Origin of the sequence: Pseudomonas sp. M47T1 (assembly GCF_000263855.1) — a bacterium.
GTDB lineage: Bacteria > Pseudomonadota > Gammaproteobacteria > Pseudomonadales > Pseudomonadaceae > Aquipseudomonas.
In genome coordinates this window covers 1-21,967 of sequence record NZ_AJWX01000003.1, presented here as the reverse complement: position 1 = coordinate 21,967, position 21,967 = coordinate 1, and the positions used below count along the sequence as shown (strand labels likewise).

Sequence of the window (21,967 nt, the reverse complement as noted above, 5' to 3'; positions counted from 1 at the left end):
CATGCGTATCCTGATTATCGAAGACGAAGAAAAGACCGCCGACTACCTGTACCGGGGGCTTACCGAACAGGGCTTTACCGTCGACCTGGCCCCTGATGGCATCGAGGGGCTGCACTTGGCACTGGAAAGCGACTACGCGGTGATCGTACTGGACGTGATGTTGCCCGGCCTGGATGGTTATGGCGTATTACGGGCGCTGCGCGCGCGCAAGCAGACACCGGTGATCATGCTCACCGCCCGCGAGCGCGTGGAAGACCGTATCCGCGGCCTGCGCGAAGGCGCCGACGACTACCTGGGCAAGCCCTTCTCGTTCCTGGAACTGGTGGCGCGGTTGCAGGCCCTGACCCGCCGCAGCGGTGGCCACGAGCCGGTGCAGATCAGCGTCGCCGACCTGTGGATCGACCTCATCAGCCGCAAGGCCAGCCGCGCCGGCCAGCGCTTGGACCTGACCGCCAAGGAGTTCTCGCTGCTCAGCGTACTGGCACGCCGCCAGGGCGAGATCCTGTCGAAGACCGCCATCGCCGAACTGGTGTGGGACATCAATTTCGACAGCGACGCCAATGTCGTCGAAGTGGCTATCAAGCGCCTGCGCGCCAAGCTGGACGGGCCGTTCGAGGAAAAACTACTGCACACCATCCGCGGCATGGGCTATGTGCTGGAGAGCCGGCGTGAGTACTAACTCCATCGCGGTGCGCCTGAGCGCGCTGTTCACCCTGGTGGCCATGCTGATTTTCCTGATCATGGGCTGGGCGCTCTACCGGCAGGTGGACAAGAGCCTGGGGCTGTTGCCTGAAGCAGAGCTGGACGCCCGCTACAGCGTGCTGGAATCGGTGCTGACGCGCGATGGTTCACCCGAACGCTGGGCCAAGATCGTCGCCAAGCTCAAGCTGTTGGAAGAAGAAGATCGCCGCCTGCACTTCTGGGTGGTCAGCGACAACCCAGCCTTTGAATACGGCGCCCCCGATGAACAGGTGCGCCAGTTCGCCCAGGGCAAGCCAGGCAAGCGCGACCTGCAACGGGCCGAACATACCTACCCGCTCAAGGTGCTGGTCAACGCGCTGCCGGCCATCGACCAGCGCCCGCCGCTGCGTTTTCTGGCCGCCATCGAGACCGACACCTTTTCGCAAACCCAGCACACCCTGCTCATTGCCTTGATCAGCTTCGCCGCCCTGGGCGTTCTGCTGGCCTCGGCGCTGGGCTATTGGGTAGCCCGCGTGGGCCTGCGGCCATTGGTCAGCCTGTCCCGCGAGGCGCAGAAACTGGCGCCGCCACGGCTGTCCGGCCGCCTGCAACTGTCACCACTGCCGCCGGAACTAAGCGAATTCGTGATGGCCTTCAACTCGTCACTGGAGCGCGTGGACCAGGCCTACGGGCGCCTGGAAGCCTTCAACGCCGACGTGGCCCATGAGCTGCGTTCGCCCTTGACCAACCTGATTGGTCAGACCCAGGTGGCGCTGACCCGCGGCCGATCGGCCGAGCATTACTTCGAAGTATTGCAGTCAAACCTGGAGGAGCTGGAACGCCTGCGCAGCATCATCAACGATATGCTGTTCCTGGCCAGCGCCGACCAGGGCAGCAAGGCCACGCAACTCACCGTCAGTTCCATGGCCGAGGAAGTAGCCACCACCGTGGAGTACCTGGACTTCATTCTTGAAGACGCGCATATCAGCGTGCGGGTGAACGGGGACGCCCAGGTGCATATCGAACGGGCCCATTTGCGCCGCGCCCTGATCAACCTGCTCAGCAACGCCGTGCAGCACACCGCCGCCGGCCAGCAGATCGAGGTGAACATCACTCCCCACGGGCAACAGGTAGACATCGAAGTCAGCAACCCCGGCCCACGCATTGCCGATGAACACCTGCCCATGCTGTTCGAACGGTTCTACCGCGTGGACGCCTCGCGCAGCAACAGCGGCGCCAACCATGGCCTGGGCCTGGCCATCGTCAAAGCCATCGCGCTGATGCACGGTGGCAGCGTTTTCGTGCGCAGCCAGGGCGGCGCAAACACCTTTGGCATCAGCCTTCCCGCCTGATCGCGCGCCACTGTTACGAGTTTTGTAAAGGCTCTTATCTTTATTTTCACTTGTTCAGTGGCCGTTCGCTTTATATATTTGCGTCACACCAACGAACTTGCAGACGCAAGAAGGTTTTCCAAAATGTCCAAATCATTGGGTATTGCCGGCGCTATTATTCTGTCTTCCTTTATGTTGTCCCCACTGGCCATGGCGGAAGAATCGCCTGCATTTGTGGCGCGGAACGAAGCCATTCAGGCTAACTTCGAACAGCATCAGGAGGCCGTGGCGCTCAAGGCCCAGCAGCACCAGAACACTCAGCAGGCGCAGGCTGCCAAGGCGCAGACCAACGAAGCCAAGGATAGCTGAGAGTGGAAATGAACCCCTTTCCCTCGACGTTGCTTAGATGATGGTTGTCCGAGCGATTGATCTTAAAGCCGCTGCTATCAGCGGCTTTTTTTTGTCTGTCGGAAACGCAGAGCTACACACGATTGTACCCATTATAAAAAACTGAGCTGATGAAAATAATAACTGCCAAAGTTAAAAAACATTTACCAAGGAGTTTATAAACTGTGAAATCGACTTTCCGATTCAGCCCGCTTTTCGTTGCATTGGCTGCAACGATGTCCGCCGGCGCCTACGCCGATGACAGCACCACCGCAGCCGCCAGCAAGGATGGCTTCATCGACGGTTCCACCCTGACCCTGGACCTGAAGAACTACTACCTCAGCCATCGCCGTCACAATGGCGAGAACAACAGTGTCGAATGGGGCCAGGGTTTCACCGGTATCTTCGAGTCGGGTTTCACCCAGGGCACGGTAGGCTTTGGTATCGACGTAAACGCCATGTTGGGCCTGAAACTGGACGGCGGTGGCGGCACCGGCGGCTCCAGCATTCTGCCGACCACCCGCGCCACCAAGGCGGGCAACCTGTATGGCGATGCACCAGACTCGTTCTCCTCGGCCGGTGGTGCGGTGAAAATGCGCGCCTTTGGCACCGTGATCAAAGCCGGTGACCTGTTCCTGAACAACCCGGTAATCGCCGGTGGCGCCTCGCGGATGCTGCCGATGACCTTCCGCGGCGTCGAAGCCACGAACACCAGCTTCGATCACCTGACCCTGGACGCAGGCCAGGTCAGCTTCGACAAGCTGTTCAACCAGAGCGGCAACGGCCGCATCGGCACCTACTATGGCACCTTGCCCGACGGCAAGGAAAGCAAGCACATGGATTGGGCCGGCGCGACCTACACCGGCCTGCCAGGGGTGACCACCAACCTGTTTGCCTCGCAGCTCAAGGACATCTGGGACCAGTACTACTACGACCTGGACTATACCTACGCGATCAACGACCTGATCAGCGTGAACCCGGGCTTCCACTATTACCGCACCCAGAGCAGTGGGCAGGCGTTGCTGGGCAAGATCGACAACAACACCTTCAGCGTGCACCTGGGCACCACCATCGGCCACCAGACCATCACCGCCTCGCTGCAGAAGGTCAACGGCAATACGCCGTTCGACTACATCGAAGACGGCGACAGCATCTTCCTCGACAACTCCCAGCAGTGGTCGGACTTCAACTCCCCTGGCGAGAAGTCCTGGAAGCTTGCGTACTTGTATGACTTTGTTGGCTGGGGCCTGCCTGGCCTGACCTCGGGCATCTCGTACACCCGCGGTACCGCAGACCTGACCAAGGCCACCCAGGCCGCAGATTCGGGCTACGACTACTACAACCCCGATGGCAAAGACGCCATGCACTGGGAACGCGACGTGGACATCAAGTACGTGGTGCAACAGGGCCCTGCGAAAAACCTGGGTTTGCGCTTGCGCTGGTCCACCAACCGCAGCAACGATGGCTACAAGACCGTGGACGACAACTCGGATGAATACCGTGTAATCGTCGATTACCCGATCAACATCTTCTAATCAAACGTTTGTTTGCAAAAAAGCCGGCACTTGATGCCGGCTTTTCATTTGCGCCGTAACTTTCGGAATTACTTGAGAAATAAGGAAATTCAGCAGGTTGGGGGCAGATTCCGTTTATCTGGCAAATGGCCATTATCGCGGAAAGTGGGTTGTCCACGTTGATACACTCCCCCTAGAATACCGCCGCCTCGCGCGCCCCACGTCTCGCCCCGCCAGCCCTGCCCATGAGCACCGCGAACCCGTGGCGACCATAATGACCAGAGTTCGCCAACTTGCGCCTTTTACACTTGCATTTACGGCCGCCACCCCGCGCACCGCAACGGTACCTGGTAACCGGCTGCGGGCTGACTATTCTGGCCATTATCGCGATCGTCACCTTTCTGCTGGCCCGTGAACGCACCAGCGCCGAGCGCGACGCCGCACGCGCTGCCAACAATATCGTGCAATTGATCAGTATCGACGTGCAGCGCAACGTGGACCTGTACGACCGCTCGCTGGTGGGGCTGATAGAAGCATCCCAGCATCCGGACTTTCTGAGCATGCCACCCAGCCTGCGCCAACGCATGCTGTTTGATGGCGCCGTGACCGGGCCGTTTCGCGGCGACATCCTGTGGCTGGGCCCTGGCGGCGACATCCTCGCCGATTCGCGGGCGTTACCACCGCGCAAGGCCAATTTCAGTGACCGTCCCAACTTTCAGTATTTGCGCAGCCACCCCCAGGCAGGGCTGGAAATCAGTGAACCGTTCCGTGACCGCATCGGCGACCTGGGCTGGTGCATCAGCTTCAGCCGCCGCATCTCGTCGCCCTCCGGCGAGTTCCTGGGCGTGGCCTCCGGAGCGCTGCAACTGGGCTATTTCTCCGAGCTCTTCAAAAGCCTGACCATTGGCAAGGATAGCAGCGTCAACCTCATCAGCGAGCAAGGCATCTTCCTGGCGCGCGAACCGGAACTGCCGGGCCAGGACCTCACGGGTCAGGACTTCAGCCAACACCCCAATTTCAAACGCGTGGTGCACGAAACCAACGGCAGTTTCGTGTCGATTTCCAGCGTTGATCGCAAACAGCGTCTCTACACGTTCGCCAAGGTCGGCCCGCTGCCGATGATCGTGATCATTGCGCTGTCCACCGATGAGGTTTATGCCTCGTGGCGTCGAACGGCGGTGTTTGTCGGCACCGCCACGGCGCTGCTGTGCATGGCACTGCTATGGCTGTGCCTGATGATGAGTCGCGAGTTGCACCGACGCGTGAGCACCGAACGGGAACTGACTACCCTGGCCTCCACCGACAGCCTCACCGGGCTTGCCAACCGGCGCAGCCTGGACCGCACACTGCGCACCGAATGGGCGCGTTCGCAGCGTAACGGCAAGCCGCTGTCATTGCTGATGATCGACGTCGACCACTTCAAGGCATTCAACGAACGCCACGGCCATCCCGGGGGCGACGAGGCACTGCGCTGTGTGGCCAAAGTGATCAATGCCTGCATTCATCGCCCCGCCGACCTGGCGGCACGTTATGGGGGTGAAGAATTCATGGTGGTGCTGGCGGAGACCGACCTCAACGGCGCGTTGATTATTGCCGAGACCATCCGCAACGCCATCGAAGGCCTGCCACCCTTCGGCGACGACCGCCACCCCGTCACCGTCAGCATTGGTGTAGGAACATCCACGACACGCTCAGGCCTCAAGCTCGACGACCTGCTGGCGGCTGCGGACGTGGCCTTGTATCAGGCCAAGGACAGCGGTCGCAACCAGGTTGGCTTCCACGATAAGCCAGCGGTATCGGCGGCCCAATAAAAAACGCCGGCAAAAGCCGGCGTTTGTACGCAATGCTTCAGGCTTAGCTGGCGCGTGCGATGTTGCGCAACGCTTTTACCTGGTCATGATTGCGTTGCACGCCGTGATACTGGCGCTCCACGATAGCGTGCACGTTGGCAGGCAATGGTTTGGCCAAGGCTTCCCTGTAGGCCTTCAGGGCATGGTCTTCGCCGCGCTCTGCCTCGTTGAGAACCGCCTCTTCACCTTTGCCGGTGAACAGCGATTTCACGTCAACCCAACGGCGGTGCAGGTCACCGGCAACGCTGGTGGAATCTTCGGGGTCACCACCCAAGGCGCGAACTTCCTGTTGCAGTTCGGCAGCGGCCTGGCCACATTCCTGGGAATGCTTGAAGAACAGTGCCTTCAATTCCGGATTTTTGATATCTTCGGCGCAGGTTTTGAAACCTTTCTGGCCGTCCATGCTGGTTTCGATCAGGTCATTAAGTACCGAGATAACTTCTTTGGTTGGATTGGACATTTTCGATTCCCTCTGGGTTGAAAGGTTACACCGATATATCGCAGTCTTCGTGCCAACTTCTAATATTGAATTTTACGTTACAAATCATACACTTATAGATATGTAAAAATTAGCGCCTCCGGCGTTATGCATGAATAGCCCTTTACCCTCATGCAGAATGCACGCCGGTTCAAAGTCCTTTTGCACGCCAGTATTTGATACCCATGAATCCGGAAAAACTTGAATTACTCATTACCCGCGAAATGCCATATGGCAAATACAAGGGGCGTATCATCGCCGACCTGCCAGGGCCGTATTTGAATTGGTTCGCCCGCGAAGGGTTTCCCAAGGGTGAATTGGGCGGGCTACTCGCGTTGATGCAGGAGATCGACCACAACGGCCTGGCCGACCTGCTCGAACCGCTGCGCAAGAAACACAACAAGCCTGCCCCCAAGTACTGATGTAACTGTCGTAGGCGCTGCCGAAAGGCCGCGAAAAGGTCCGCAGAGGTTTATCGCTGGCAAAAAAAGGGGGCGCCGACCAAGCGCCCCCAAAAGCCGTAAAACAATCAACAGCAAGCAACAAATTCAGTCGAACAAGGCCAGCGCCTCGGCGGTGCACTCCTGGATGCGCGCCCAGTCGCGGTTCTTGATCCAGGCGCTTTCCAGCATCCACGACCCCCCCACGCACATCACGTTAGGCTGGGCCATGTAGTTTTTAAGGTTGGCCGGGCCTACACCACCCGTGGGGCAGAAACGCACCGACGGGAATGGGCCGCCAAAGGCCTTGATTGCCGCCACGCCGCCGCTGACTTCAGCAGGGAACAGCTTGAAGCGGCGGTAGCCCAGGGCGTAACCCATCATCAGCTCGGATGGGCTGCTGATACCTGGCAGCAGGGGCAACGGGCTTTCAATGCCCGCTTCCAGCATGTCTTGGGTAACACCCGGGGTCACGGTGAACTGCGAGCCAGCCGCTTCGGTGGCCGCCAGCATGTGGCGGTCCAGCACCGTGCCGGCGCCAACGATCAACTCGGGGCGTTCCTGGCGCAGGATCTGGATGGCCTTCAGGCCCAATTCCGAACGCAGGGTCACTTCCAGTGCAGTCAGGCCGCCAGCGGCCAGTGCATCGGCCAGCGGCAGGATGTCCTCTTCACGGGCAATGGTGATGACCGGGAGAATTTTCGCCTTGGCGGCCAGCTTGTCGATCAGGGCGACTTTGTCCGCCATGCGGTTTTGCACCAGCTGTTGTTTTTCGAGTGTCGTCATAGCGGCTGATCCTTGGCTCAGGGGCACCAGTAGATATCCAGTGGGGAATGTAGAAACGCGCGCACCGGCATCTGGGCAACGTCGTCGCCCGCCAGCGCATCGCGCAACGTGTTCAATTTGCCCGCGCCCTGTAGCGACAGCGCGGTGTAGCCGGCGCTGGCCAACAAGGCCCGGGTCATGGTCAGGCGCTGGTGCGGCACGGTCGGTGCCAGCATTGGCAGGCAGCGGCGGCTGCCCGCAGGCTCCAGGGCCTGGGCCAGGTTGGGGCTGTTGGGGAACAGCGAGGCCGTGTGCCCGTCATCGCCCATGCCCAGGATCAGCACGTCGATGGCTGGCAACTCGGCCAGCACCGCGTCTGCGTCCTCGGCGGCCAGCTCCAGGTTCTGCGCCGGGCTGTACAGGCTGACAAAACGCGCCTTGGCCACGGCACCCACCAGCAGGTAGCGCTTGAGCAGGCCGGCGTTGCTGTCGGCATGCTCAACCGGCACCCAGCGTTCGTCAGCCAGGCTGATGACCACACTCGACCAGTCCAATGCCTGGCGCGCCAGGCACTGGAAAAACATCACCGGGCTGCGACCACCGGACACTACCAGAGTGGCAACACCCTTGGCGTCGATGGCTGCGCGCAGTTTATCGGCCACCGCCACCGCCAGCCCTTCGGCCAGCAGCGGTGGGCTGACGAAGTCACGAGGCACAACTTCGCTTGGCAGTTTAAGTTCAGATATCGCCATACCAGGACCTCCCATCGCGGGTAATCAGTGCGATGGAGCTCATTGGCCCCCACGACCCGGCCGCGTACGGCTTGGGTGCATCACCGGACTTTTTCCAGCCGGCGATCAACTGGTCGCACCATTTCCACGCGTATTCGATTTCATCTTCACGGACAAACAGGTTCTGATTGCCCTGCATAACCTCCAGCAACAACCGCTCGTAGGCATCAGGGATGCGCGCGCTGCGGTAGGTGTCGGAGAAGTTGAGTTGCAACGGACCACTGCGCAGTTGCATGCCCTTGTCCAGGCCCTGCTCCTTGGTCATCACGCGCAAGGAAATGCCTTCGTCCGGTTGCAGGCGGATAATCAGCTTGTTGCTGATTTGCAGGCGCTGCTCGGGGGCGAAGATGTAATGCTGCGGTTCCTTGAAGTGGATGACGATCTGCGACAGCTTCTGGGGCATGCGCTTGCCGGTACGCAGGTAGAACGGCACGCCGGCCCAACGCCAGTTGCGGATATCGGCACGCAGGGCAACGAAGGTCTCGGTGTCGCTCTGGGTGTTGGAATTCTCTTCTTCCAGGTAACCGGGTACCGGCTTGCCCTGGCTGTAGCCTGCAATGTACTGGCCGCGCACGACCTGTGTGGTCAGGCCTTCGGCGCTGATCGGCGCCAGGGCCTTGAGCACCTTGACCTTCTCGTCACGGATGCTGTCGGCCGACAGGTCGGCGGGCGGGTCCATGGCAATCAGGCACAGCAACTGCAACAGATGGTTCTGGATCATGTCGCGCAGCTGGCCGGCCTGGTCAAAATAGCCCCAGCGCCCCTCGATGCCGACTTCCTCGGCCACGGTGATTTCCACGTGGGAAATGTAGTTCTGGTTCCACTGGGTTTCGAACAGGCTGTTGGCGAAACGCAGGGCAATCAGGTTCTGCACCGTTTCCTTGCCCAAGTAGTGGTCGATGCGATAGGTGCGGTTTTCCGGGAAGTATTGCGCCACGGCGTCGTTTACGCGGCGCGACGATGCCAGGTCGTGACCGATCGGCTTTTCCAGCACCACCCGGGCCCGGTCGGCCAGGCCCACCTTGTGCAGGTTCTCGCAAATGGCGCCATACACGGCGGCAGGGGTGGCGAAGTAGGCGATCAGTTGCTCGTTCGGGCCGATCTGTTCGGCCAGGTTGAGGTAGTCCGCCTCGTTCATGAAATCGACATGCACGTAGGTCACCCGCGCCAGGAAGCGGCGCAGCGTCTCTTCGTCAATCTGAGCCTTGGCCACGAAGAGCCGCAGGTGCTCCTCGATGTTGGCCAAGTGCTGCTGTGGCGTGCCGGCCTCGCGGGCCAGCGCCATGATACGGGTATCGTCGTGCAGCAACGTGGCTCGATCAAGCTGGTAGAGCGCCGGGAACAGCTTGCGCAATGCCAGGTCGCCCAGGGCGCCGAACAAGGCAAAGGTGCAGGGTTCTACGGATGTCGAAGGCATGATGTTTGTTCTTTTATCAAGTTAGACTAGAAATACCTTTTTTCAAGGCACCATTCAAGGGAAAATGTAGTAATAAACACAACATTTTCCCGGAAAAACAGATTCGAGTGGTGATCGCACTAAGCCCTCAGTACGATAGGCCACCCGTGAATACAGCCGCGCCAGACAGCTGTACTGGCTGCATCCTCGACCCAAGGACATAACATGGACCGCGTGCGCAATCTCCTGGAACAGATCCAGGGCCGCCTGGAAGAGCTGAACAAGGCCGAACGAAAAGTCGCCGAAGTCATTTTGCTCAACCCCCAACAAGCCACTCGCTTCAGCATTGCCGCGCTGGCCCAGGCCGCCTCGGTCAGCGAGCCGACGGTCAACCGCTTCTGCCGCTCGTTCGGCGTCAGTGGCTACCCCGAGCTGAAACTGCAATTGGCCCAGAGCCTGGCCAGTGGCGCCGCCTACGTGAGCCGCGCGGTGGAAGCCGACGACGATCCGGCCGCCTACACCCAGAAGATCTTTGGCAGTGCCATTGCATCATTGGACAGCGCCTGTCAGCAACTGGATCCGCAACTGGTGAGCCGCGCCGTGGACATGTTGATCCAGGCCCGGCAAATCCACTTCTTCGGCCTGGGGGCTTCGGCGCCCGTGGCCCTGGACGCCCAGCACAAGTTTTTCCGCTTCAACCTGGCGGTGTCGGCCCACGCCGATGTATTGATGCAGCGCATGCTGGCGTCGGTGGCGCACACCGGCGAACTGTTCGTGATCATTTCCTACACCGGCCGCACCCGCGAACTGGTGGAGGTCGCCCGCGTGGCGCGGGAAAACGGTGCCTCGGTGCTGGGCCTGACTGCCAAGGACTCACCGCTGGCCAAGGCCAGCAGCATGAGCCTGAACATCCCGCTGCCCGAAGACACCGACATCTATATGCCCATGACGTCGCGCATCATTCAGTTAACCGTACTCGATGTTTTGGCAACCGGCATGACCCTTCGTCGAGGCGCCGATTTCCAGCCGCACTTGCGCAAGATCAAGGAAAGCCTGAACGCCAGCCGGTACCCCATCGATGATGAGTTGAACTGAAGTGGTTGCTGCCTCCGTTGTAGCCTGGCGGCAGCGGCTAAACGCTAGTTCAGGAGGCGCGCCTGAAGGCTCAGGTGGGCTTTTTCACCCGGCGCCAGGCTGAGGTTCTCCTGGCTGCCGCTGGTGGCTTCCACGCATAGAAAGCCTTGGCTCTCGTTACCCATCACGCCCATCAACGGCCGTGAACCGGGGTGCCACACCACGGTGTCATCGCTGTCCGCGGTGTCAATGGCCAGCTTGCGCGCCCAAGCGTTGTCTTGCAGGCGTACTTGGTTGGCGCCACTGAACACCCGCTGGCAGGCGCCGGTCACTTCCAGTTCGCCCTTGTGGGTGGTGGTCTTGCGGCTGAGCTTGTCATAGCTCTGCACGCCTTCCAGGCCCGCCAGGGTCACCTCGTTCACATCGCCGATGCGCCAGTACGCGAGCAGCGCATGGCTCAGTTGGCAAGGCTCGCTGTCCTGGTGCTCAGTGCTCAGGCGCAACTCCATCTGGTCCCCCAGACGCGCGTGCAGGTCTACCTGCCAGTCGCACAGCAGCAGGCGCCAGTGCAGGGTCACGCCCTCTTCGTCCTCGCTGCTGTCGTGCAGCTTCCAGTCCACCAGGCGTCCCCAGCCATGGGCTGGCCACATGCCTTCACTGGGGTGACGGCCATACCACGGCCAGCACACCGGCACGCCGCCACGAATGGCACCGGCCTGGGGCCAATGCGCGGAACACCACAGCCACGGTTTCTGGCCTTGGGGGCGGAAGTGTAGCAATTGCGCGCCCTGGCGGCTGAATACCGCCTGGCACTTGGGATGGTCAATGACCAGCACGTCACGTTGCTGAAAACGTTCCCACTCGAAGGTAGGCCGGGGCCGCTGCGATTTGAAGAAGCGCTGAAGCGGGTGGTCGTGCATGGCAGTAGAAATCCTGGACACGGTAGGAAAAACTCACCGAATACGGCTGATATTGTTAGAGGTAGCGCTATCTTACCGATATAAGCCAATTTTTCGCCGAGCTTTTTGCCGCATGGTTCCTTGGAGCAGCATGCACGTAATCGCGGGAGCTGCCGAAACGCTGCGAAAAAGGTCGCAGAACCTTCGGCGGTGTCATGCCGATCGCGGGGCCGCTACGCGAGCCTTCGCAGCCAGGCGGCGGATGGCCGCCCCGCGGATGGCCGCCCCGCAGCGCCTACAGGGATAAAGGCGGGCAGCAGGGCTGCCCGCGTTACACATTAGAACTTGGTTTGCAGCTTCAGGCCTGCAACCACTGCGTTCGGCACCTCATCCACACCACCAGGGTGTTTGATGTATTGCAGGTTGGGGCGCACGGTCAGCCAGTTGGTCACGTGGAAGCCATAGTAGATCTCGGCGTCGTACTCGGTGTCTTGCACAGGCAGGTAACCCGGGTTGTCGTAGTCGTCGATACCACTGAGGTCGTTGACCAGCTTGGCGCGGTCCTGAGCGTCATTGTTGACGTGGATACGGCCGATACCTACACCAATGTCATCCTTGGGACGCGCGTCGAACGGGCCTTTGTAGACCAGACCGACCTGCTGGAAGTTGTCGATGTAGTTGGTAGCCTTGTCATGCACGGTGAAGTTGCCGAACACGCTCAGGCCACGGCTGGCGTCGCCGTTGTGGGTGGTCAGTTGTTGCTGTGCCACAACCCACCAGCCATGCTTGCCGTTGTGCTCCTTGTAGGTGCCCGACACTGGTTCAGGCTGGCCATCGGCACCTTCGTACACGTCGTCGGCGTTGGCGCTGCTGTAGTAGTAACCCAGACGGTATTCGCCCGGCAGGCCATTGACCTGAGGCGACCACACCACTTCAACAGGCAACAGGGTGCCCTTGGTGCCACTGCCGTTCAGCTTGAAGCCGTTGTTGCGGTCCAGGTTGGACGGGTTCTGGTTGAACGCACCGACCTGAGCGTAGAACTCAGGCGTGATGTTCCACTTCACGCGGGTAGCCCACTGGCTCACTGGCCAGTTGTACCAGATGCCGCCCACCCAGTTACCCACTTGCGAGCCGCAGAACGTCAAGTTCTGAAAGTCGCACGGGAAGCTGTTGAAGTCTTCGCCCGGCCCGAAGCGGCCGAGTTTGACGTCCAGCGCGCCGTCGAAGAATTTCTGCTTGTACCACATCTGGGTCAGACGCCAGGTCTGGCCACGGCCCCACACTTCCTGCGAAGAACTCAGGGTGCCTGCGCGCGGGTCGCCAATGCGGTCATTGGAGATGTTGCGGCCGCTACGCTCGGTGACCGTCAGTTTGAACTCGGCATCCTTCCAGCCCAGAATCTTGTTCAGGTCCATGTCCACGCCCAGCGCAAACTGGTCGCTGTAGCGAGCAGTGACGTGCTGGTCATAGCCGCCACCCAGGTTGCTGCCGGCCTCCCCTACGTACTCCAGGGTGAAGTCGTAGCCCTTCTTCAACAGCTCGGTACGTTCGCCACCCCAGTCGCCGAGCATCCATGGCGATTCGGGGTCGAAGGCGTCGTACGCGTGAGCGCTGCTCGCAAGGCCCAGTGCACTGAGCACCGAGACTTGCAACAAACGATTGCGTGCTGACTTGTTCATGCGCTTTTTCATCCCTTGCTTCCTCGTCTTATTGTTATTGGCTGTTGATTAAACGCGGTGTACTCCTGTGGCACCGGGCGACAGGCCGCCCGGCACGAATTCAGCGGCCCTTGAACTGGGCGACGTTGTCGCCCGTCACGGCTGCCTGTGCTCGCCCCACCGCCCCCAGGCGTTCGCCGGTCGCGGCGTCGAACAGCAACACTTTGGCCGGGTCGAATTGCAGGTTCAGGGTTTCACCCACCTGCGGCGCCACGTCCGGCGCCAGACGCGCGCAAACCTTGGTACCGTTGAGGGTGACAAAAACCAGGGTGTCCGGGCCGGTCGGCTCGGTGACGTGCACTTCGGCACGAATCATTGGCAGCCCGTTGGCCTCGGGGCCCGCCAACACGATCTGCTCCGGGCGCATGCCCAGGATCACTTCGCGGTCCTCAAGGCCGGCGTCGCTCATGGCCAGTGGCAGTTCGCAGCGGGCCTGGCCGCTGTCCAGCAGCGCCACCAGGCGGCCATCCTTGCGCTGCAGGCGCAGGGGAATGAAGTTCATCGGCGGCGAACCGATGAAGCTGGCCACGAACAGGTTGGCCGGGTCGTTGTAGATCTCTTTCGGCGTACCGAACTGCTGGATGATGCCGTCCTTCATCACCGCCACCTTGTCACCCAGGGTCATAGCCTCGATCTGGTCGTGGGTCACGTACACCGTGGTGGTTTTCAGGCGCTGGTGCATCAGTTTGATTTCGGTGCGCATCTCCACGCGCAACTTGGCGTCGAGGTTGGACAGCGGTTCGTCGAACAGGTAGATCTTGGGCCTGCGCGCCAGTGCCCGGCCCATGGCCACGCGTTGCTGCTGGCCGCCTGACAGTTGGCCGGGCTTGCGGTTGAGCAAGTGTTCAATCTGCAACAGCTTGGACACCCGCGCCACTTCTTCCTCGATGGCGGCCGCCGACATCTTGCGGATCTTAAGGCCAAAAGCGATGTTCTCGCGCACGGTCATGGTCGGGTACAGCGCGTAGGACTGGAACACCATGGCGATGTCACGGTCCTTGGGGCTCATGCCGCTGATGTCGGCATTGTCTACCAGGATCGCGCCGCCGGTGATGTTCTCCAGGCCCGCGATGCAGTTCATCAGGGTGGACTTACCGCAACCCGACGGCCCGACCAGAATCAGGAACTCGCCGGAGTCGATTTTCAGCTGGATATCTTTCAAGGTGTCCGGCAGGCCGCTGCCATAAGTCTTGATTACATTGCGCAGTTCGAGCGTTGCCATGTTTCTACCCCTTGACCGCGCCGGCTGTAAGCCCACGCAGGAAATACTTGCCGGCCATGATGTACACCAGCAGCGTCGGAAGGCCGGCGATCATTGCCGCGGCCATGTCTACGTTATATTCCTTGGCACCGGTGCTGGTATTGACCAGGTTGTTCAGTGCCACGGTGATCGGCTGCGCGTCGCCACTGGCGAACACCACGCCGAACAGGAAATCGTTCCAGATCTGGGTGAACTGCCAGATCAGGCACACCATGACGATCGGGATCGACATGGGCAGCAAGATCTTGTTGAAGATGGTGAAGAACCCCGCCCCGTCCAGCCGCGCTGCCTTCACCAGTGCGTCCGGCACACTCACGTAGTAGTTACGGAAGAACAGCGTAGTAAAGGCTAGGCCATACACAATGTGAACCAGCACAAGACCGGTAGTGGTGTTGGCCAGGCCGATCTTGCCGAGGGTGAACGAGGCCGGCAGCAAAACGGTCTGAAACGGCAGGAAACACCCGAACAGCAGGAGCCCGAAGAACAGTTGCGAGCCGCGAAAGCGCCACATCGATAGCACGTAACCGTTCATCGCACCGATGAAGGTGGAGATCAGCACGGCCGGCACGGTGATCTTCACCGAGTTCCAGAAATAACCGCCCACGGTGGCCCAGGCCTTGGCCCAGCCGATGACGGTGAAAGCGTCCGGCAGGCTCAGCAGGTTTCCGGTGCGGATGTCGTCCGGGGTCTTGAAGCTGGTCAGCAGCATCACCACCAGGGGCACCAGGTAAATGGCGGCCGCCAGGATCAGGGTGGCGTAGATTGCCACCCGGCTGAAGGTCAGCGCAGGTTTGCCATAGGCATTAGTCATGGCGCTTGGCCCTCAATTCCGAATACAGGTACGGCACCAGAATGGCAAGGATCGCGCCGAGCATCAGCATGGCACTGGCCGAACCCACGCCCATCTGCCCGCGGCTGAAGGTGAACGAGTACATGAACATCGCAGGCAGGTCCGAGGAGTAACCAGGGCCGCCGGCCGTCATTGCCGCCACCAGGTCGAAACTCTTGATGGCAATGTGCGCAAGGATCATGAACGCACTGAAGAACACCGGGCGCAGGCTCGGCAGCACAATCTTCAGGTAGATGGTGGGCAGGCTCGCGCCGTCAACCTGGGCGGCGCGGATGATCGATTGATCAACACCACGCAGGCCGGCCAGGAACAGCGCCATGACGAAGCCCGAGGCCTGCCACACGGCGGCAATCACCAGGCAGTACACCACACGGTCCTGATCGATCAGCCAATCCAGGCGGAAGCCTTCCCAGCCCCAGTCACGCAGCATCTTGTCCAGGCCCAGGCCCGGGTTGAGGAGCCATTTCCAGGCGGTGCCGGTGACGATCATGGACAGTGCCATGGGGTACAGGTAGATGGTGCGCAGGAAGCCTTCGCGACGAATGCGCTGGTCCAGCAGCACCGCCAGGAACACACCCAGCAGCAGGCTGATGGCAATGAACATGCCGCCGAACACGGCGAGATTCTTGCTCGCTACCCACCAGCGATCGTTATTGAGCAAACGCGTGTATTGCGCCAGGCCGGCGAAGGTATACGTCGGCATGAACGTGGAAGTCGTGAACGAAAGAATGAACGTCCAGAAAATATAACCATAGAAACCGACCAGCACGATCAGCATGCTTGGCGCCAGCACCAGTTTAGGGAGCCAGCGTTGCAGCGCATCGAACGGCGAGGCCTTGCTGAATACAGCCACAGAGCTCATCGGAGAAATCCAGTGTAAAGACCAATCGGTACCGAATCCCTGCGCCGGGGGATGGGGAGAAACCCCGGCGCAGGTATCGGACGCACTACGAACGCAGCGTTATTTGGCGGCGGAGATAGCGCTGCCAAGTTTTTTCGCGGTATCGGCAGCGTCGGCGTTCTTGTCACTCATGAAGTTGGTGACAACGTCGAAGATCGCGCCCTGCACAGCCAGGCTGGTGGCCATGTTGTGCGCCATGCTTGGTTCAAGCTTGCCGGCCTTGTCGGCTTCGGCGAAGTCTTTGGCCGAGGCTTGGGCACAGCTGTCGAACTTGCTCATGTCCATGTCGTTGCGAACTGGAATGGAGCCCTTGGCCATGTTGAAGATTTGCTGGAAGTCCTTGCCCATGGCGATTTTCGCCAGGTCCTGGGCGGCAGCGACACTACCGGCGTCCTTGACCTTGAACACGGCCAGGGAGTCGATGTTATAGGTGAAGCTGCCCGCGGTACCCGGGAACGGCACGCACTCGTAGTCGGTGCCGGCTTTCTTGCCCGCCTGGGTCCACTCGCTCTTGGCCCAGTCACCCATGAACTGCATGCCGGCCTTGCCCTGAATCACCTTGCCGGCTTCCAAGTTCCAGTCCTGGCCAGCGCCGTCCGGGTCCATGTAGCCCTTGATTTTCTTCAGGTCGGTGAAGACCTGAGCCATCTTGGCGCCGGTCAGCGTGGCCTCGTCCAGGTCGACGAAGGCTTTCTTGAAGCCATCGGCGCCCATGACGCTGAGCACCACGTCTTCGAACACGGTAGCGTCCTGCCATGGCTGACCACCATGGGCGATCGGGATGATGCCGGCGGCCTTCAGCTTGTCGGCGGCGGCGTAGAGTTCTTCCAGCGAGGCAGGTGCCTTGGCGATACCGGCCTTCTTGAAGGCTTCCGGGTTGATCCACAGCCAGTTCACCCGGTGAATGTCCACCGGCACGGCCACGTAGTCACCCTTGTACTTCATGGTGTCGGCAACGGTCTTGCTCAGCAGCTTGTCCCAACCCTCGGCCTTGGCGACGCTTTTGAGGGTGTCGGAGTCCAACAGGCCGGTAGAGGCCCACTCCTGGATATCCGGGCCCTTGATCTGGGCCACGCCCGGCGGGTTGCCGGCCACGGAACGCGACTTGAGCACGGTCATGGCAGTGGCGCCACCGCCACCGGCCACGGCACCATCCTTCCAGGTGTAACCGTCCTTCTCGACCTGCTGTTGCAGCACCTTGACTGCGGCGTTTTCGCCACCGGATGTCCACCAGTGCACGACCTCGACAGTGCCTTTGGAATCGGCGGCGTGCGCGGTGAGCGGGAACAGGGTAGCGAGCGAAATGACAGCGGCGAGGCGATTGATCGAGTTCATCAAAGTACCTTTTTTTGTTGTTATGCATTGCAAGTCTGATGCTTGCGCTGCGTGGAGTGTAAACAGGGTATTTAGCGCGCCAGGTAACGAAGCGATGCACAATTGTCACCAGCCGGTGACAATACTTTCACCTCCCAAACGCGCCAAGCCGCTGGCCAGGCTAGGCGCCAGCGGCAAGCGTGGCAACAATACCGCCTGCCAAGCGTGATACAGATCGGGCTTGCCGCCCCACACGGCCGCACTGGGGCGGTTTTGCTCATCGAGTTCGTGGTGCCAGCTGCCGTGCTCGTGGTCCAGCAAGTGCCCGGCGGCAAACTCCCAGAAACAGCGGTACCAGTGTTCGAAGGCGTGTTCACCAGTACGGCGCAACAACGCGGCCGACGCCGCGATGGCCTCGGTCACCACCCAATGCATGCGCTGGCGCACCACTGGCGTATCGTTCCAGTCCAGCGTATAGACCAACCCCGGTGCGCCATCGACGTTCCAGGCCGTGCGGCAAGCCTGGTCAAACAACCCGCGAGCGGCCGCCACCAGCCAGGTCGGCGCCGGATGCACGGCGTCGATCAGTGCGGCTTCGAGGTGCAACAGCAGTCGCGCCCATTCGAAGGCGTGGCCAGGTGTGCTGCCGTAGGGGCGGAACGGGTCGGCCGGGCGGCCGTGGTTGTATTCCAGGTCCACAGCCCAGTCGGCATGAAAATGCTCGATCACCCGATGGTGATTGGGCACCGCGTGCCGATGAATGACCCGCTCGGCGATGCGCAGGGCGCGCGCAAGCCAGCGCGGGTCATGGGTGACATTGGCCAGGGCAAGAAACGCCTCTACGCTGTGCATGTTGCTGTTGGCCCCGCGGTAGGCTTCCTCGCGGCTCCAGATACGGTCGAAGGACTCGCGCATGGCGCCCTCCTCCTCGCTCCAGAAGCGCGTCTCGATCACCTCGACCACCTGCTCCAGCAACGCCTGCGCGCCGGGCCGGCCGGCGACGACTGCGCTACTGGCCGCCAGGGCCACGAAGGCGTGCAGGTAAGCGGCCTTGCCGGTGTCGCCACAGGCCGCATGGGCCACGGCGTACCAGCCGCCTTGCTCGCCATCGCGCAGGCAGCCCGCCAGCGCGGCCAGGCCATGGTCCACCAACGCAGCATGGCCAGGCAGCCCCTGAATCGTGGCCAGGGCAAAGCTGTGGGTCATGCGCGCAGTGATCAGCGTCTGCGCCGGCGCGTCGGGCAGCCAGCCGCGCTCATCCAGATAACCGAAGCCCTCGGCCAGCTTCGAAGCACGGGCAAAGTCCAGCAAGCGCCGGCCCTCGGCGGCCAGCCAGTGGTGATGGGCGGGGGTGTTGAGCCAACTGTTGAAGTCGAGGGGGAGCCTGTCCATGGGGGGCCTTGAGTTTTTATTGTTCGTGGGGGGAGTCTAAACAATGGGGAGTGGGAGGGTGGGGAATGAAATGTCACTGGGGTGTGACGATGGGGATTGCGGTGGGGGCTGGAGGTGCATGTCTTGGTTTTTTTGGCGTTCTTGCCTTGTCCGCGTCCGCCGCGCCGGGAAGCCCCGGCGCCGGCAACGCAATCCGCTTTGACCAGTGGGACTTCACTTTAAGCTACTTCTGAAGCGCTCTGATTGCTGGGGGGCGATACCCTTGATCGATCGCTATTCCAATAGCCTCCGCTTTATTTTCGAGCAGCGATCTATCCTCCTCAAAACGCTGGATCGTTTTGGGTAGTAAGTTAATCCAGTTTTCTTTGTCTTTTTGCTTGAAGGACTTTCTCCAGAAGCTCTCCTCAGAATCAAACTCGAGTGTTATTAGGTATGTACCTCTCGTCTTTGGCGAGCGTTCATCGTTTGACTTCCACACCTTTAAAAGTAGATGGTTATCATTGTTGTCGACGAAATACCACTCGTATGTGTTAGTTATGCTTAGCCATTGCTCCAAGGTCATGTTTTCACTGGGATCAAACCATGGGTGACTCATCACGGTACTCCCCAGTACATCCTCGCCGCTTGGAAGTCTTCGCCCCTCTTGGCCAGAAATTCTAGGGTCCGATGGATAAAGGTAACGGCGCCAGCCGCCTTTTAGTAGTTCACTAATTATACTATATAGGAAGTCCTTCTGTTCGGAGTGCAAACTGTTATCGGGTAGACCGCGGAGTGTTACTGTGAGATTTTGAATTAGCCCGTTGAAGGTTGGGGGAGAGTAAATACTGATGCCGGAAACGTAGGGTGAAGAAAAATCGGAACTTTCCGATATTATACGTGCGGTAGGCAAGGATTCGCTGTTGGCAGATTTTGAGAATTTGTACCAGCACGTGCCGATTTCTTGTAGGCAATCATTCTTGAAATTGATGGGGGTTGCATCAAGTAGCTGGGAAACTGAGGTATTAAGTTTGATGGTAGTAGTAGGGGAGTGCATAGTGGGATTTTCCGAATTATTGCACGCGGCAAGCAGGGCCATGATCAATAATAATGATTTTTTCAACGTTAAGCCCAGCTTGAAATTATGCTGATTTTGTTTTCCATGTATTCGAGCTCGTCATCCATGAGCGTGTGGTATTGTTGTGCAATTTCAGTAATAAATTTCATGCGATCGGATTCGCGGTACAATGCGCCTTCATGCATCTCAATTTTAAACTTCGAATCGTCGATATCGCAGGCATCGCTAAAAGATGCAAGTCGCTTTGGTGTCCCTGGAATGGCCTCCATTACTTTTTGCGTGTCCAGCAGAAGCTCGAATGATAGGTCGTTGTATATTAGCGGCTGGAGTATTTTGCGTTGCTCGTGATCTGCAATGTTCATTAGGGATGAAAGCTGGAGCTTTCGAATTGTATTATGGTTGCTAGTAGTTTCTAGAGTGTAAATTTGGGAAAAGCCTTGTTGAATGAATTCTGTTTTTTGTAAGTTTTTAATTGCCGGCAGGGCCTCTGCGGCCCAAGGCAAAGAGTTTAGGGTTGCCTTTATTTCGTTAGGATAACTTTCAGTATTTCGGTCTGCAATGCACGATTTAAACAGGTCTTTGTGGTTGGCATAAAACCAGTGCCACACATAGATATCCTGAAATAGCCAGAAATTCCCTTTTCCGAGTGAATTTTTTCCAATTTTTAGCGGTGTCTTCGCCGTTTCAACCATGGCTGTTGCTGAAGGGTTGTTGTAGTCTACAAAAATTTGCGAGGCCACCTTTATGAAGTCTAATCCGCACTTAACCTGCTTGCTGGCAAATGCAGCAAGACCCATCCAGTAAAAGCGACCCTTTGACTTAGGGTCGCATCCCGGCTCAAGCTCTAGATAGAAACGCGCATAAGCTGCTGCGATTCTTCCTGCACGAGTGCCGAAGTCAGATATTAACTCTGTGCTCTTTCCTTTTATCGGGCACTCCTTCTCGTCGCTCAGCAGCTTGATCGCACGCTGTTGCCCTATTGCCCACAGGGCTTCACAGGTAATTGTTTGCTCCGCCAATGAATTCTTTTGAGTATTGGTTGTAAATGTTCCAATAGGTTCAGTACTCACTTTTTGCGACTCCTTTCATAATCATCCGATCCTGGCGGCACTTGTATGTTTCCCAGAGAAGATCGCTTTCTACTCTCTCAGGGTGATTGGTTTCGATGGCAGGGAGAATGCCCTCGCTGTTTGTGGTCATGGCAGTCGGCAGTGATGTGCTTCCGATAAACGCCGCCACCTTAGTATCCCGTAACGGGGATTTGCCGTGTGCGGTGAGTTTAATGGTGAGCCCGTAACGTTTACTTTCAGGCTCAGAACCGAGCAAGCCGGCTTTCCACTGATTGATGGTCACGCCGGTAAACAAGGGCTGCTCATCAATACAGAAGCCGGTGTGTTCTTCTCTGTTTGCCGGATGAATTGACCCGGAACGTTCGGCGAAGCAGCGCGTGGTCCCGACGCCAGCCGAAAAATGAGCTCCGGCTGTGGTCATTCCCCACGCGGTCAAGCTTGCCAACACTGCGCAGCGGGTGGGGGGCCGATCTTGTTCATTTCTTACGGCCTCTCTCGTAGTCATCAGCGCCAGCAGCGACTGTAACTTTGTCCCAGACCAGGTGGATTTGCGCTGTTTCAGCGCCATCGGTTGTAACCCGTGGTAATCGACCCTCTTCGTCAGTGGTCATGAGCTGCGGGCTCGTTGAATTGGGCATGTACACTGCGACTGTTGTTGAGCGAATGGGTGCGCCACTGTGGCTTAGCAATCTGAGTTGTTCGTCGTAATGGGCATGCATAGGCGTAACCGACTCAATGACGTTGCCTGCCATCGCGGTGTCAGCGACTGCAGGTAGGGTTGGCTCGAGCAGCGCAATCTCA

The 21,967-nt window shown here is 59.4% G+C and carries 21 protein-coding genes and 1 pseudogene; 7 read left to right on the top strand and 15 right to left on the bottom strand.

Annotation, left to right across the window (positions count from 1 at the left end):
* Position 1: 1 nt before the first annotated feature.
* The 5 genes from PMM47T1_RS03995 to PMM47T1_RS03975 all read left to right on the top strand — a co-directional run bounded on the left by PMM47T1_RS03995 (position 2) and on the right by PMM47T1_RS03975 (position 5,724).
* Complete coding sequence (locus tag PMM47T1_RS03995; protein WP_008366030.1) at positions 2-679, top strand: heavy metal response regulator transcription factor; 678 nt, start codon at positions 2-4, stop codon at positions 677-679.
* On the top strand, positions 669-2,033 hold the full coding sequence (locus PMM47T1_RS03990) for a heavy metal sensor histidine kinase (RefSeq protein WP_008366029.1): 1,365 nt from the start codon (positions 669-671) through the stop codon (positions 2,031-2,033). Before PMM47T1_RS03995 ends, PMM47T1_RS03990 begins: the two co-directional genes overlap by 11 nt.
* A 123-nt stretch (positions 2,034-2,156) precedes the next feature.
* Entirely contained in the window at positions 2,157-2,381 is a 225-nt protein-coding gene (locus PMM47T1_RS03985; RefSeq protein ID WP_008366026.1) for a hypothetical protein, read from the top strand.
* A 203-nt stretch (positions 2,382-2,584) separates the two neighbouring features.
* Positions 2,585-3,934, top strand: a complete 1,350-nt coding sequence (locus PMM47T1_RS03980) for an OprD family porin (RefSeq protein ID WP_043300710.1) — start codon at positions 2,585-2,587, stop codon at positions 3,932-3,934.
* Between the two features lie 272 nt (positions 3,935-4,206).
* The gene (locus PMM47T1_RS03975; RefSeq protein ID WP_157212951.1) at positions 4,207-5,724 is read left to right on the top strand and encodes a sensor domain-containing diguanylate cyclase; all 1,518 of its coding nucleotides are present in this window, start codon (positions 4,207-4,209) and stop codon (positions 5,722-5,724) included.
* A 43-nt stretch (positions 5,725-5,767) separates the two neighbouring features.
* Here PMM47T1_RS03975 and PMM47T1_RS03970 read toward each other — a convergent pair whose 3' ends face one another.
* Positions 5,768-6,223, bottom strand: a complete 456-nt coding sequence (locus tag PMM47T1_RS03970) for a PA2169 family four-helix-bundle protein (RefSeq protein WP_008366021.1) — start codon at positions 6,221-6,223, stop codon at positions 5,768-5,770.
* A 203-nt stretch (positions 6,224-6,426) separates the two neighbouring features.
* On the opposite strand from PMM47T1_RS03970, the gene PMM47T1_RS03965 reads away from it, so the two are divergent.
* The gene (locus tag PMM47T1_RS03965; protein WP_008366020.1) at positions 6,427-6,663 is read left to right on the top strand and encodes a DUF3820 family protein; all 237 of its coding nucleotides are present in this window, start codon (positions 6,427-6,429) and stop codon (positions 6,661-6,663) included.
* Positions 6,664-6,789: 126 nt separating this feature from the next.
* Here the strand turns inward: PMM47T1_RS03965 and PMM47T1_RS03960 are convergent, their stop codons facing one another.
* Genes PMM47T1_RS03960 through zwf form a run of 3 tightly spaced genes read right to left on the bottom strand, consistent with a single transcriptional unit; the run spans position 6,790 to position 9,654 of the window.
* On the bottom strand, positions 6,790-7,467 hold the full coding sequence (locus PMM47T1_RS03960) for a bifunctional 4-hydroxy-2-oxoglutarate aldolase/2-dehydro-3-deoxy-phosphogluconate aldolase (protein ID WP_008366019.1): 678 nt from the start codon (positions 7,465-7,467) through the stop codon (positions 6,790-6,792).
* 17 nt (positions 7,468-7,484) lie between these two features.
* Positions 7,485-8,198 (bottom strand): 6-phosphogluconolactonase, encoded by a 714-nt coding sequence (gene pgl / locus PMM47T1_RS03955; protein WP_008366017.1) that lies wholly within the window; start codon positions 8,196-8,198, stop codon positions 7,485-7,487.
* Entirely contained in the window at positions 8,185-9,654 is a 1,470-nt protein-coding gene (zwf, locus tag PMM47T1_RS03950; RefSeq protein ID WP_008366015.1) for a glucose-6-phosphate dehydrogenase, read from the bottom strand. The genes pgl and zwf overlap by 14 nt, the downstream gene beginning before the upstream one ends.
* A 213-nt stretch (positions 9,655-9,867) precedes the next feature.
* Here zwf and hexR point away from each other — a divergent pair, with 213 nt between their 5' ends.
* Entirely contained in the window at positions 9,868-10,728 is an 861-nt protein-coding gene (gene hexR, locus PMM47T1_RS03945) for a DNA-binding transcriptional regulator HexR (RefSeq protein WP_177323364.1), read from the top strand.
* 44 nt (positions 10,729-10,772) lie between these two features.
* On the opposite strand, the gene PMM47T1_RS03940 is transcribed toward hexR, so the two are convergent.
* From PMM47T1_RS03940 to PMM47T1_RS30260, 11 genes and pseudogenes are all read right to left on the bottom strand, one after another.
* Positions 10,773-11,627 (bottom strand): D-hexose-6-phosphate mutarotase, encoded by an 855-nt coding sequence (locus PMM47T1_RS03940; RefSeq protein WP_008366012.1) that lies wholly within the window; start codon positions 11,625-11,627, stop codon positions 10,773-10,775.
* Between the two features lie 317 nt (positions 11,628-11,944).
* A complete protein-coding gene (locus PMM47T1_RS03935) occupies positions 11,945-13,297 on the bottom strand; it encodes a carbohydrate porin (RefSeq protein ID WP_008366011.1) in 1,353 nt (450 codons plus the stop codon).
* Positions 13,298-13,385: 88 nt separating this feature from the next.
* Positions 13,386-14,546 (bottom strand): ABC transporter ATP-binding protein, encoded by a 1,161-nt coding sequence (locus PMM47T1_RS03930; RefSeq protein WP_008366009.1) that lies wholly within the window; start codon positions 14,544-14,546, stop codon positions 13,386-13,388.
* 4 nt (positions 14,547-14,550) lie between these two features.
* Entirely contained in the window at positions 14,551-15,396 is an 846-nt protein-coding gene (locus PMM47T1_RS03925; protein WP_008366006.1) for a carbohydrate ABC transporter permease, read from the bottom strand.
* Complete coding sequence (locus tag PMM47T1_RS03920; protein ID WP_008366003.1) at positions 15,389-16,297, bottom strand: carbohydrate ABC transporter permease; 909 nt, start codon at positions 16,295-16,297, stop codon at positions 15,389-15,391. The genes PMM47T1_RS03925 and PMM47T1_RS03920 overlap by 8 nt, the downstream gene beginning before the upstream one ends.
* A gap of 99 nt (positions 16,298-16,396) precedes the next feature.
* Complete coding sequence (locus PMM47T1_RS03915) at positions 16,397-17,671, bottom strand: ABC transporter substrate-binding protein (RefSeq protein ID WP_008366001.1); 1,275 nt, start codon at positions 17,669-17,671, stop codon at positions 16,397-16,399.
* 105 nt (positions 17,672-17,776) lie between these two features.
* Entirely contained in the window at positions 17,777-19,042 is a 1,266-nt protein-coding gene (locus tag PMM47T1_RS03910) for a D-mannose isomerase (RefSeq protein ID WP_008365998.1), read from the bottom strand.
* A gap of 223 nt (positions 19,043-19,265) precedes the next feature.
* Entirely contained in the window at positions 19,266-19,637 is a 372-nt protein-coding gene (locus tag PMM47T1_RS03905; protein WP_008365996.1) for a hypothetical protein, read from the bottom strand.
* Between the two features lie 506 nt (positions 19,638-20,143).
* Positions 20,144-21,166, bottom strand: a complete 1,023-nt coding sequence (locus PMM47T1_RS03900; RefSeq protein ID WP_238536598.1) for a DUF2515 family protein — start codon at positions 21,164-21,166, stop codon at positions 20,144-20,146.
* Positions 21,156-21,587 (bottom strand): hypothetical protein, encoded by a 432-nt coding sequence (locus PMM47T1_RS29675; protein ID WP_238536597.1) that lies wholly within the window; start codon positions 21,585-21,587, stop codon positions 21,156-21,158. Before PMM47T1_RS29675 ends, PMM47T1_RS03900 begins: the two co-directional genes overlap by 11 nt.
* A 55-nt stretch (positions 21,588-21,642) precedes the next feature.
* Positions 21,643-21,967, bottom strand: a pseudogene (locus PMM47T1_RS30260) (type VI secretion system tip protein VgrG); the annotation flags it as partial.